At 65.3% G+C, this 11,733-nt stretch carries 13 protein-coding genes; 8 read left to right on the top strand and 5 right to left on the bottom strand.

Annotation, left to right across the window (positions count from 1 at the left end; translation table 11 throughout):
* The first annotated feature begins 359 nt into the window (after nt 1-359).
* The 8 genes from fliD to BLS61_RS22890 are packed head-to-tail and all read left to right on the top strand — an operon-like array spanning nt 360 to nt 6,529.
* The gene (fliD, locus tag BLS61_RS22925; RefSeq protein WP_090435258.1) at nt 360-1,655 is read left to right on the top strand and encodes a flagellar filament capping protein FliD; all 1,296 of its coding nucleotides are present in this window, start codon (nt 360-362) and stop codon (nt 1,653-1,655) included.
* Nucleotides 1,655-2,053: a flagellar export chaperone FliS gene (gene fliS, locus BLS61_RS22920; protein WP_090435254.1), complete on the top strand. Its 399-nt coding sequence runs from the start codon at nt 1,655-1,657 to the stop codon at nt 2,051-2,053. Before fliD ends, fliS begins: the two co-directional genes overlap by 1 nt.
* On the top strand, nt 2,037-2,354 hold the full coding sequence (locus BLS61_RS22915) for a hypothetical protein (RefSeq protein WP_090435251.1): 318 nt from the start codon (nt 2,037-2,039) through the stop codon (nt 2,352-2,354). Before fliS ends, BLS61_RS22915 begins: the two co-directional genes overlap by 17 nt.
* A 3-nt stretch (nt 2,355-2,357) precedes the next feature.
* Nucleotides 2,358-3,434, top strand: a complete 1,077-nt coding sequence (locus tag BLS61_RS22910; RefSeq protein WP_090435248.1) for a flagellar hook-length control protein FliK — start codon at nt 2,358-2,360, stop codon at nt 3,432-3,434.
* A gap of 27 nt (nt 3,435-3,461) precedes the next feature.
* Entirely contained in the window at nt 3,462-3,938 is a 477-nt protein-coding gene (locus BLS61_RS22905; RefSeq protein ID WP_090435244.1) for a flagellar basal body-associated FliL family protein, read from the top strand.
* A 44-nt stretch (nt 3,939-3,982) separates the two neighbouring features.
* Nucleotides 3,983-4,717, top strand: a complete 735-nt coding sequence (locus tag BLS61_RS22900; RefSeq protein ID WP_090435241.1) for a FliA/WhiG family RNA polymerase sigma factor — start codon at nt 3,983-3,985, stop codon at nt 4,715-4,717.
* 1 nt (nt 4,718) lies between these two features.
* Entirely contained in the window at nt 4,719-5,591 is an 873-nt protein-coding gene (gene motA / locus BLS61_RS22895; protein ID WP_090435238.1) for a flagellar motor stator protein MotA, read from the top strand.
* Nucleotides 5,588-6,529 carry a flagellar motor protein MotB gene (locus tag BLS61_RS22890; protein WP_090435236.1) on the top strand — a complete coding sequence of 314 codons (942 nt, stop codon included), beginning with the start codon at nt 5,588-5,590 and terminating at the stop codon, nt 6,527-6,529. Before motA ends, BLS61_RS22890 begins: the two co-directional genes overlap by 4 nt.
* 18 nt (nt 6,530-6,547) lie before the next feature.
* Here BLS61_RS22890 and BLS61_RS22885 read toward each other — a convergent pair whose 3' ends face one another.
* The 5 genes from BLS61_RS22885 to BLS61_RS22865 all read right to left on the bottom strand — a co-directional run bounded on the left by BLS61_RS22885 (nt 6,548) and on the right by BLS61_RS22865 (nt 11,504).
* Nucleotides 6,548-7,015, bottom strand: coding sequence for a hypothetical protein (locus BLS61_RS22885; protein ID WP_090435233.1), 468 nt, complete (start codon nt 7,013-7,015; stop codon nt 6,548-6,550).
* Nucleotides 7,012-7,848 (bottom strand): winged helix-turn-helix domain-containing protein, encoded by an 837-nt coding sequence (locus BLS61_RS22880; protein WP_090435230.1) that lies wholly within the window; start codon nt 7,846-7,848, stop codon nt 7,012-7,014. Before BLS61_RS22880 ends, BLS61_RS22885 begins: the two co-directional genes overlap by 4 nt.
* Before the next feature lie 340 nt (nt 7,849-8,188).
* Nucleotides 8,189-9,088, bottom strand: coding sequence for a lateral flagellin LafA (lafA, locus tag BLS61_RS22875; protein ID WP_090435228.1), 900 nt, complete (start codon nt 9,086-9,088; stop codon nt 8,189-8,191).
* 417 nt (nt 9,089-9,505) lie between these two features.
* Nucleotides 9,506-9,673, bottom strand: coding sequence for a rubredoxin (locus tag BLS61_RS22870; protein WP_003242223.1), 168 nt, complete (start codon nt 9,671-9,673; stop codon nt 9,506-9,508).
* Nucleotides 9,674-9,803: 130 nt separating this feature from the next.
* On the bottom strand, nt 9,804-11,504 hold the full coding sequence (locus BLS61_RS22865; RefSeq protein WP_090435225.1) for an L-lactate permease: 1,701 nt from the start codon (nt 11,502-11,504) through the stop codon (nt 9,804-9,806).
* Nucleotides 11,505-11,733: the final 229 nt, after the last annotated feature.

The raw sequence follows: 11,733 nt of genomic DNA, 5'->3' as shown, positions 1-11,733 counted from the left end.
TCGCGGCTGAAGCCTCTCCCACGGTTCGATGCGCTCTTCCCTGCACCCTGCTTCTGTAGGAGCGGATTTATCCGCGATCAGGGCTTGCGGTGTTGTCCGTCGTATCGCGGCTGAAGCCGCCCCTCCTCCCTCAATGCCGCCCCGCGTTTCACTTAAGCCAGGGCACTGCTGGGTCGCCTGTGTAAGAAGCACGTCCGCCTTCGGCGCGACGCAGGCGGAAGTCGCCCTTCCGCCTGCCGTCCGCCATGCCCCGAGCGGAAAGGATCTTTCACCTGGCGGATCGCCGAAAGCCCTCTGGATCAAGGGTTTCAGCTGTTGGCACCGCTATTGCTATCTCACAGGAAAACGGGTGTCCGACTATGGCTATCGATTCAGATTACGTTCAAAGCATGGCGACCCAACTGGCCCAGTACGAGATTCAGGGCCAGTTGGCCAAGGCCAACCGCAACCAGGCGGCGTACAAGGCGCAGCTCAGCGCGCTGACGACCCTGGATACTGCGCTGAAAACCTTCAAGAGCGCTGCCAGCGGCCTCAAGCTGGCCGGCAGCAGCATGCTGGTCAACAGCGCCAGCTTCAGCCAGGAGGGCTATGCCAGTGCCACGGTCGGGACCAAGGCGGTGGCCGGCAGCTACGACTTCTTCGTCCAGCAGCTGGCCAGCAAGGGCCAGCTCGCGCTGCAGGGCCTGCAGGACGCCAGCCTCGGTAGCGGCAGCCTGACCATCGGCCAGGGTGGCGATGCCTTCGCCATCGACCTGAGCACGGTGGCCACCCTCGACGAGTTGGCCGCGGCGATCAACGGCGCAGGCGACAATACCGGGGTCAAGGCGACCCTGGTGCGCAGCAATGGCCAGGTCAACCTGGTGCTGACCAGCGACAAGACCGGCGCCGACCAGGCCATCAGCCTCAGCGCCAGCGGCAACGCCGCTTTCGAGGGCGCCGTGGCCGGGCGTCAGGAGCTTTCGGTGGCCAGGGACGCCATCGTGCGCCTGGGCGGCGAGAACGGCATCGAGCTGAGCAGCACCAGCAACACCTTCGACAACATCATCGATGGTGTCAGCCTGACCTTCAGCAAGGCGCACAAGGCCGGCGATACGCCGCTGACCATCGAGGTCGGCCAGGACCAGAAAGCCACCAAGGAAAAGGCGCAGGCCTTCGTCAATGCCTTCAACGCGCTGATGACCAGCTTCGACTCGCTCACCGCCAGCGGCGGCGAGAGCGGCGGCCGCGCGACCCTGGCCGGCGATGCCAGCGTGCGTGCCATCGAGACCATGCTCAACCAGCTGGTGCGCACCTCGTTCGGCGGCGCCAGCCTCACCGAGTTCGGCATCGTCGCCAACCGTAACGGCAAGCTGACCATCGACAACGCGCGCTTCGAGAAGGCCGTGGCGGCCAACCCGGAAGGCTTCGAGAAGCTGTTCACCGACAAGGGCAACCTGCTCGACACCCTGGACAAGAACCTGGCGGTCTACACCAGCAGCGCCGGCGGCCTGCTGACCAACCGCAAGGACACCCTCAACACCCAGCTGCGCCGTGTCGATCAGCAGTTCGACACCATCCAGAAGCAGTACGACTCCTACTACGCCCGCTATCTCCGCCAGTACACCGGTCTGATGCAGACCATGGCGGCGATGGAACAGACCTACGGAATGTTCTGATGACTGCCTACAACCTCAACGAAAGTTACGACAGCTACCGCACCGTCGACCTCGAGGCGCGCGCCGCCGCGGCCTCGCCCTACGAGCTGGTGCTGGTGCTGTTCGACGGCCTGCTCGACGAGCTGGCCCGCGCCCGCGGCCATATCGAGGCCAAGCGCTACCAGCAGAAGGGCCAGTCGCTGGAGAAGTGCCTGAACATCCTCGGCGGTCTCAACAGCGCCCTCGATTACGAGAACGGCGGCGAGCTGGTGCAGGGCCTGGCGCGCCTGTACGACTACTGCATCTATCGCCTCTCCGACGTCAGCGTCAGCCTGTCGCTGGAAGGTCTGGACGAGGTGGTCGGCCTGCTCGGCGTGCTGCGCGAAGGCTGGGAAGGCGTGAATGCAGCGCGCAAGTGAACTGCGTGCCCTGCGGCACCTGCACGGCCAGTTGGCCGAGGCGCTGGAGCAGGGCGACTGGACGCGCATCGGCGAGATCGATGCGCTGATTCGCGCCTGCCTGCAACTGCTGGCCGGCCTGCCAAGCCTGAGCGACGAAGTGCGCGCGGCCAAGGAGCAGTTGCGCCAGCTGCACGGCCAGGCGCGCATCGCCTGTGCCGAGGAATGCGAGAAGGTGCGGCGGCTGTTGCTGACGCATCTGGAATACGCCGAGGGGCGTAGCGCTTACATGCGCGTCGATCTGTATCAAGCCGGGAGATAAAGGGTGCTGCAACTGATCAATGGCAATGCTCGGGTCAGCCCGGGCGGCTCCGCCGAGCAACCGTTGGCGCCGGGTTTCGCCCAGGCCGGCAGCGCCGAGGATGCGGCTCGGCCGTTCGATCTGCAGCTGGCCGTGCAGGGCTTCGCCGCTGCCGACACACAGGCCCTGCAAGAGCCGAGCGTTGCCCCTGAAACCCGTCACGTCAGCGAAGCCGACGCCGAGCAATGGCTGGCCAGTGTGCTCGGCCAGCAGGCCGTGCGCATCGAGGCGCGCGATGTGCCGGAGCCGGCGGCGCAGGAACAGGTGCGTGAGGCGCCTGCCGAACCGGTCGAGTCGGTCGAGCCGCTCGTCATGTTGCCGAGCGCACCCTTCGAACGGACCCAGATGCCTTCTGCCCAGCCGCAGTTGCCGGCGGATACCTCGCGCGTGGTCAATGCCGCCGTGTCCGGCCTGAGCGAACCGGTGGCAGCATCGAGGCTACTGATGACCGCCGAGGTCGCGGTAACCAGCGCTTCGCCCGTGGTGAGCGAGGACGGCGTCGAGGTGTCGCTACTCGAGCGCCTGCCCAGCGCCGACGCGGACAAGGCCACGCCGAGCGGGGCAGGCCATGCCCCGGCCGCGCCCGCTGCGCAAGGACCCGAGCGTGCGCTCAAGCTGCATGCACCGCAGGCGCAGTGGGGCGAGCAGATGCTGCACAGCCTGCGCGAACAGGTCGAGCTGCAGATCAACCAGCGTATCCAGAACGCCACCATTCGCCTCGATCCGCCGGAGCTGGGCAGCCTGGAAATCTTCCTCAGCCACGAGTCCGGGCGCCTCAGCGTGCAGCTGTCGGCGGCCAACGCCGACGTCGCCCGCCTGCTGCAGCAGACCAGCGAGCGCCTGCGCCAGGAGCTGGTGGGGCAACACTTCGTGCAGGTCAACGTGCAGGTCTCCGCCGATGCCCAGGGCGGTCGCCAGCAGCAACAGGCGCAGGCTCGGGCCTGGCTCGCCGAGGACGAGGTGGCCGCAGCCGTCTCGCTGCCGGCCGCTGGCGAGCGTAGTGCCACGGCGTCGGCCAGCGATGTGCTGGTCACCGTCTAATTTCCCGTTAGTGAATCGAGAGTAGTCATGACAATGCCGCGCATCCTCCTGCTGCTGGTCATCTTCAACACCCTGGTGGTGATCGGCGGCAGCGTCTTCAACTACGCCACGCTCAAGTCCATGCAGACCGGCCAGGCCGTGCTGGGCATTGCCGCTGGCAATGGCGGCAGCGAAACGGAGGAAGCCAACAGTGAATACCGCTTCTTCCCCATCGAGAAAGTGATCGTCAGCCTGCAGGGCGAAACCCGCGAGCATTACTTCGTTCTCGACCTGGTGCTGCAGACCGACCTGGAGACCGATCCGAAGAAGCTCGAGCAGATCGACCCCATGGTGCGCAATTCGGTGGTGGCGCACCTGTCCTCGATGAGCTTCGAGAAGCTGCGCGGCATGCCCATTCCCGAATTGCAGAGCACCCTGGAGCGGGTGCTGTTCGACGACTTCGCCAGCAAGAAACTGGCGATGCCCTTCGCCAACGTGCTGGTCAGCAAGCTGATCGTCCAGTAGGGCGCGGCGAGCGACTGAGCGGACCCGAAACCGAGAGCCTATCCATGAACGCCAACTGCGCCATCGACTACCGCTATGCCGCCGAACAGGGCGGTGCCGCGCTGTTCGCCCCCGGTGCCGAGCAGAAGTGGCTGTTGCAGTACCTGCCGCTGGTCAAGCGCATCGTCAGCCAGCTGTCGCTGCAGGCCAACCAGGTGCTCGACCGCGAGGACATGGAGCAGATCGGCCTGATGGGCCTGCTCGAATGCCTGCGCCGCTATGGCACGCCGGACGAGCAGTTCGGCCGCTTCGCCGCGTTGCGCATTCGTGGCGCGATCCTCGACGAGCTGCGTCGCCAGGACTGGCGACCACGCCAGGTGCGGCAGCAGACCCACAGGATCCGCGACGCCATTCGCCAGCTGGCACGCCAGCTCGGTCGCGTGCCGCAGGAGGAGGAAATCCTCGTCGCTGCCGGCATCGATGCCAAGGCCTACCAGGAGTACCTCCAGGCCGATGCCTGCGAAGCCATCGAAAGCCTCGACGAGCTGCTGCAGAACGGTCACGAGGGCTTCGCCTGTGGCGGCAGTGCGGTCGAGGAACGAGTGCTCAAGGAGCGTTTGCTGACCCAGGCGCTGAGCCAGCTCAGCGAGCGCGAGCGGCTGGTGCTGACCCTTTACTACCAACACGAGCTGAGCCTCAAGGAAATCGCCCTGGTGCTGGAGCTGAGCGACGCGCGCGTCTGCCAGCTGAGCAAGCAGGCGATCGCCAAGGCCAGTCGCTACCTGAACGAGAGAGGCTAGGGTGCAGAAGTTACTAGGTGCATTGATCATCGTCGCCTGCGTGCTGGGTGGCTACGTCATGGCCCATGGCGAGCTGGCCATGCTCTGGCAGCCGGCCGAGGTGATCATCATCGTCGGTGCCGGTTTCGGCGCCCTGGTGGTGGCCAATCCCAAGGATGTGCTGATCGAGATGCTGCATCAGATCAAGGGCGTGTTCGTCTACAAGAAGCGCGGCGAGGAATTCCAGCGCCAGCTGCTGATGCTGCTCTACGAGCTGCTGGAAATGGTCGATGTAGGCGGCCTCAAGGTGCTCGATGCGCACATCGAGGAGCCCGAGCAGAGCGAGCTGTTCGGCAAGTACCCGCTGATCCGTCAGGAGAAGAACCTGATGGCCTTCATCGCCGACAACTTCCGCCTGATGGCCATGGGCAAGATCAGCGCCCATGAACTGGAAGGTTTCCTCGAGCAGGAGCTGGAAGCCATGGAGCACGTGCTGCTGCAGCCGTCGCGTTCGCTGCACAAGATCGGCGAGGCCATGCCGGGCTTCGGCATCCTCGCGGCGATCCTCGGCATCGTCATCACCATGGGCAACATCGGCGGTTCGGTGGCCGAGATCGGCGCCCACGTGGCGGCCGCGCTGGTCGGTACCTTCCTCGGCATCTTCATGTGCTACTGCGTGATGGAGCCGCTGTCGAGCGCCATGGGCCAGCGCATCAAGACCGAGATGTCGGCGCTCGAATGCGTGCGTACCACCCTGGTCGCCCACGTCGCCGGCAAGCCCACGCTGCTGGCGGTGGACGCCGGGCGCAAGCTGATCGAGCAGGACGTCAAGCCGGCCTTCAAGCAGCTGGAAATCTGGGTCAACCGTTACGAAGACGAAAGGGACGCCGCATGAAACAGCGCGGCGGTGACGGCCACGAGATCATCATCAAGCGACGTGGCAAGAAGGGCGGTCACGACGAGCATGGTGGTGCCTGGAAGGTGGCCTTCGCCGACTTCACCATGGCCATGATGGCGCTGTTCATGGTGCTGTGGATCATCCAGCCGCAGACCCAGGACGCCAGCCGCGCCAATGCCGACATGCTGAACAATCCGCTGGTCGATGGCGGTGCCGGCATCTTCGACGGCAACAGCACCACGCCGCTGGACCTCGATGGCGTGCCGGTGCAGGTCGCCCCGCGCCGCGACCCCGAGAACCGCGCGCGCACGCCGCAGGAAGACCCCGGTGCTGCCCTGGGCGAGGGCCAGCCCGGCGAGCCGCGTCGCCCGCACTTCGCCGAGCCGCTGCAGATGCAGGAGCTGGCCAAGCTGATGAAGGAGCTGGCCCTGCAGCTGGATGCCGAGGCCAACATCGAAGTCCAGGTGGTGCCGCAGGGCCTGCGCATCCTGATCAAGGACGACGCCCAGCGTTTCATGTTCAACCGCGGCAGCTCCCACCTCAATCCGCATTTCGAGACCCTGCTGCGGCGTCTGGCCGGCATTCTGGGGCGGGTGGAAAACCACCTGATCATCAGCGGCCATACCGACTCCATGCCCTACCGCGGCGTGGTCGGTGGCTACAACAACTGGAACCTCTCCGGCGACCGTGCCTTGCGTGCGCGCAACGTGCTGGTCGAGGCCGGCCTGCCGAGCGGCAACGTGCTGCAGGTGGCCGCCCAGGCAGACGGCATGCCGCTGCTGCCGAACGACCCGGAGAACGGCGCCAACCGGCGTATCGAACTGCTGTTGCTGACCCGTCAGGCCGAAGGCCTGTACCGCGAGTTGTTCGGCGAGGCCCAGGTGCGCGCGGAAGTGCGCGCCGAAGGCGTGCAGCTCAGTCTGCCGGAGTCCTGAAGGGTGGCGTGGCTGGCCCTAGGGCGTGCGCGCCGGGCAGTAGACCTGGCGGGTTTCCAGCGCATAGAGGCAGCTGTCGACCGAGGTCAGGCGAATGGTCGAGCCCTTGTGGCGGCCATAGAGCAGGTTGAACACCAGTTCGTCGTCGATCTCGCTGGCCAGGCCGGTGACCTGGCCGTCCTCGACGCGCAGGCGGTAATTGCCGAGGAAGCCGTAGTCCACCACGCCGGAGGTTTCCAGAATGCTGTCGCCCTGCCGGGTCATGGCATAGAAACGACCGTTGTTGACCTGCAGGCTGTGGCTGATGTCCAGCACCTGGCCATTGCTCAACTGCACCTGCCCGGTGGACTGGTAGCGACCCTGGAGTTCGGCGCTGGAGAGGAAGTTCAGCCACAGGGCGAGCATGCCCAGCAGCATCGCCAGGGCCGTGGCGAGCATGGTCAGCAGCCAGCCGCCGCTGATGCCGCACTGCTTGGGCTGGCTCATGGCAGACACCTGCTCAGCTGGGCGTCGGCCACCTGACTCAGCTGGCTTTCGTGCAGCATCAGTGAACGTGCACCACCATTGGGCTGCAGGCACAGCAGTTCGTAGAAGCCGCCATGCAGGCGCAGCACGAGATGCGCCGGCTTGCTGGCCAGTACCGCAAGGCGGCTGCTCAGACCGTGGGTCTGCAGGATCAGCTGCTGCAACCTGTGCGCGTCCTGATCCAGGTAGCGCACCTTGAGCGAGCCCAGGGTCATTTCGCTGTCATGCACGTCCCGGGGCTGGCTGATGCCGTACAGCGTGGCGAACAAGGCGATGCCGGCCAGGCTGAAGACACTCAGCAGAATCAGCCAGGATGCCCGCTGACGGCTGTGGTGGCGCAGAAAGGCCGGTTGCGGCGTCGAGGCATCCGGGGGTTCACTGACCGCGCCGATGTCGTCGATGCTCGGCGGGTAGACCAGGTAGTTGGGGTTGAGCAGATAGCCGCGGCGCGGCAGGGTCTGGATGATTTCCCGGCTCTTCTCGTCGCCCAGCACCTGGCGCAGGGTATAGATCTGCTGGTTCAGGCTGCCCTGGCCGACCACCCGATCGGCCCAGGCGTGATTCATCAGTTCGTCGCGCGATACCACCTCGCCCGGCTCCTGCAGCAGGCGTTCGAGCAGGCGGCTGCCGGAGTAGCCCAGGTCGATCTTCTCTTCGATGCCGCCCCGGACCAGCGTGAGCTGATACAGCGCCGGGTAGAAGTGCGCATAGCAGTCACTGCGCCCGGTCTTGATGATCAGGCAGGCGATATTGCTTCCCGGCTCGGCGAGCGGTGTATCGGAGCTGGAATTCATGCGGTCCTTGAGGCGAGCGGCGTTTCCGATTGGAAAAATCCGGGCGATGAGTGGTCGGCATTCTGGCGTCAGGGAAATGCAGTGGCAAGTCTTGTGCCAGATGCCGGCGCCTGACCGGGCGCGAATAGCCTTCGAGGTTTAGCTCATTACTGGCTACTTCGCCAATGAAGCAGGCGTGATCCGGGCTAAATGCCCACGCAATCCGATCATCTCGCGGATTTATTGCGTTTGATCGGTTCTGGTGATGGCGCAGGGCCTGGTCGACTGACCAAGAAGAACGCCCCGCGAGTGCGGGGCGTAGGAGGGGTGGCGCAATCCGTTGCGCCCGGATGACGCGGGATCAGCCCAGCAGGGACATGACCATGCCCGGCATCTGGCCGGCTTGCTTGAGCATGGAGATGCCCGACTGCATGAGCATGGAGTTCTTGCTCATGTTGGCGCTTTCCTTGGCGAAGTCGGCATCCATGATGCGGCCCTTGGCCATGTCGGTGTTGTCCTTCATGTTGGCCAGGTTGTTGGCAGTGTGGTTCAGACGGTTGATGTTGGCACCGAACTGGGCGCGCAGTTCGCCGATGCTGTCCAGGGCGTCGCTCAGGGTGTCGATCATGCCGTTGGCGGCGCTGCCGTCGGTGCCGGCGATCTCGGTGCCCGGGGTGGTGGCGTCCGGAGTGGCGTACTGAGCGGACAGGCCGCCCAGGGCAGTGGCCAGGTCGGTCAGCTTGGTGCTGACGTCCAGGCTCAGGGTTTCGGCGGCGCTGGCACCGATCTGGAAGTCCATCGCGGCGCCGAACTTGCCGGCGCTGCCGTCGGTGGTGGTACCGTCGCTGAACAGGTTCTCGCCGGCGTACTTGGTGTTCTTGATGATGTTGCCCAGTTCCTGACCCAGCTGGTCGTATTCGGCCTGCAGGGCGTCACGGTCCTTCTCGCTGGCGGTGGCGTTGGCGGCCTGGGTGGACAGGTCCTTCATGCGCTGGACGATGTCGGTCATCTCGGTCAGCGCGCCTTCGGCGGTCTGCAGCAGGGAGATGGAGTCACCGGTGTTGCGGATGGCCACGTCCATGCCGCGCGACTGGGCATTGAGGCGGGTGGCGATCTGCAGGCCGGCGGCGTCGTCGGCAGCGGAGTTGATGCGGAAACCGGTGCCCAGACGCTGCTGGTTGGTGCCCAGGGCGTTGTTGGTCTTGGACAGGTTGGTCTGGGTGATCAGCGAGGAGTAGTTGGTATGAATCGACAGAGCCATTTGAGTATTCCTTCGTGCGTGAGCGCTTGAGTGAAGCTGGCTGTGATTGCCTGCTGTAAGTGAAGGGCGACCGGCTTTTGGCGCTGCTTAAATGACGTTGGCGGTTTTTTCTGCAGTGAGGGTGCGAAGGCTCTGGCGCGGCCTTGGCGGGAGGCTGCGTGATGGGGGTTAGGCGGCGTAGCGCGGATGATTGTTCAGCCTTGTGGGGGCGGGCGGTGATCCGCTTTCAGGCATCGCTGGTGGGCTGAAGCCCACCCTACGGTGCTGCGGTGCTGGTACGGGCTGTGCTGCGTAGGGTGCGCGTGCGCACCGGCTGTTGTGCTGGCGACTCGTGGTGTGCGTGGCGCACCCTACGGGACGTCGCGCAAACAAAAACGGCGACCCGAGGGTCGCCGTTTATTTAAAAACCAGGCCTGATCAGCCGATTTCGATCATCTCGAAATCCATCTTGCCGACGCCGCAGTCAGGGCACAGCCAGTCTTCCGGCACGTCTTCCCAGCGGGTGCCGGGGGCGATGCCGTCGTCCGGCCAGCCCTGGCTCTCGTCGTAAATCAGTCCACAGACCACGCATTGCCACTTCTTCATATCGACCTCGGGTGAATCTCACGGTGCCGGCAAGCTACCGCAATTGCGTGGATGCGCCAAGCCGGCCGGTGGCAATCGCCGCCGGCCGGTGGCCAACCAAAGTCGGGTCGTGCGTGCACGGCCCGTGGCGTCAGCGAGCGGTCATCAGCGGGTCGCTCAGCGCCATGCCATACATCGCCACCAGCGCGATCACCCCGGCCATGGCGAGGTAATACAGCGTCGGCAGGATGGTCTTGCGCAGGGTAATGCCTTCACGGCCGAGCAGACCGACGGTCGCCGAGGCCGCTACCACGTTGTGGATGGCGATCATGTTGCCCGCCGCCGCGCCGACCGACTGCACCGCCACCATCATCGCCCCGGACACGCCGATCAGCTGCGCCGCGTTGAGCTGGAACTGCGACAGCATCAGATTGGATACGGTGTTGGAGCCGGCGATGAAGGCACCCAGCGCGCCCACCGCCGGGGCGAAGAACGGATACACGCCGCCGACGCTGTCGGCCACCAGCTGCGCCATGGCCACCGGCATCGACGCCAGGTCGCTGCCATTGACCCCCGAGTTGATCAGGATGCGCACCATGGGAATGGTGAAGATCAGCACGAAGCCGGCGCCGAGCAGGGTCTTGCTCGACTCGCCCACTGCCGCCTTGAGTTCGGACAAACGCATGCGATGCAGGAAGAAGGTCACCAGCACCACCATGCACAGGATGCCGCCCGGCAGGTACAGCGGCTCGATGGTGCCGGACACGCCGGTCTCGCCGAGGATGTCCTTCCAACCGAAGCTCAGGCTCATCAGCGCCGCTTTCACCTCGGGGAAGGTGCGCGAGATCACCAGGAACACCGCCAGCAGCAGATAGGGTGCCCAGGCCATCGGCACCGAGATCGGCGCCTTGCCGGCCACTTCTTCCAGCTTCATCTCGATCCGGCCCATCCACTCGCTTGGCCAGTCCTTGGGGTCAGCGAAGTCCCAGCTTTCCTTAGGCAGCAGGAAGCCGGCCTTGGCTGCCGGCACCACGATGGCCAGGCCGACCAGGGCGCCGATCATCGAGGGGAATTCCGGGCCGAGGAACACGCCGGCGGCCATGTACGGCAGGGAGAAGGCGAAGGCGGTGAAGATGGCGAACGGCGCGATGGCCAGGCCTTCCTTCCAGCTCTGATTGCGGCCGAAGAAGCGCGTCATGATCATCACCATGATCAGCGGCATCAGCAGGCCGATCAGGCCGTGGGTGATGGCCACCCGCGAATAGATCAGGTGGAAGAAGGTTTCCCAGGTGCTGCCGGTGGCCACCAGTTGTTCGGTGATGCCGGTTCTGTCCAGGCCGGCGCCGACGCCCACCAGGATTGGCGTACCCACGGCACCGAAGGACACCGGTGTGGACTGCACCATCATGCCCAGCACCACTGCGGCCAGGGCCGGGAAGCCCAGGGCTACCAGCAGTGGCGCGGCCACGGCGGCCGGGGTACCGAAACCGGAGGCGCCCTCGATGAAGCAGCCGAACAGCCAGGCGACGATCAGCGCCTGCACGCGGCGATCCGGGCTGATGTTGGAGAAGCCCCGGCGAATCGCCGCGATGCCCCCGGAATGCTTGAGGGTGTTGAGCAGCAGGATGGCGCCGAAGATGATCCACAGGATCGAGGCGGTGAGGATCAGCCCCTGCAGGCTGGAGGCGATGACCCGGTTGAGGGACATGTCCCAGGCCAGCAGGCCGATCAGGGCGGTGAGGACGAACACCAGCGGCATCGCATACTTGGCCGGCCAGCGAAAGCCGATCAGCAGTACACCCGCCAGCACCAGCGGCACGAAGGCCAGGATGGACAGCAGCGTTTGACTCATGGGTTGGTTCCTTCTTTTTCTTGTGAACCACAGTTTTCCGGGACTACCCGGCGCCACGCATCTGGAAGGGCCGGGCGCCACGGCACCGGCCTTTCCGCGAGCCGCGACGGCAGCCGCCGCGCTCATGCTCGAAAGCCCCGACGGTCAGAAACCGTCAGGGCTTGTTACTGCTCGGTGGAGGCTTTCAGGCCATCCACGGCTGCGAACTCGCTTTGTGTGGGAGGGGCTT

The sequence above is a fragment of the Ectopseudomonas guguanensis genome (assembly GCF_900104265.1).
Lineage (GTDB): Bacteria > Pseudomonadota > Gammaproteobacteria > Pseudomonadales > Pseudomonadaceae > Aquipseudomonas > Aquipseudomonas guguanensis.
Note: the sequence above shows the minus strand (reverse complement) of the source record. Positions and strands in the feature narration are given on the sequence as shown.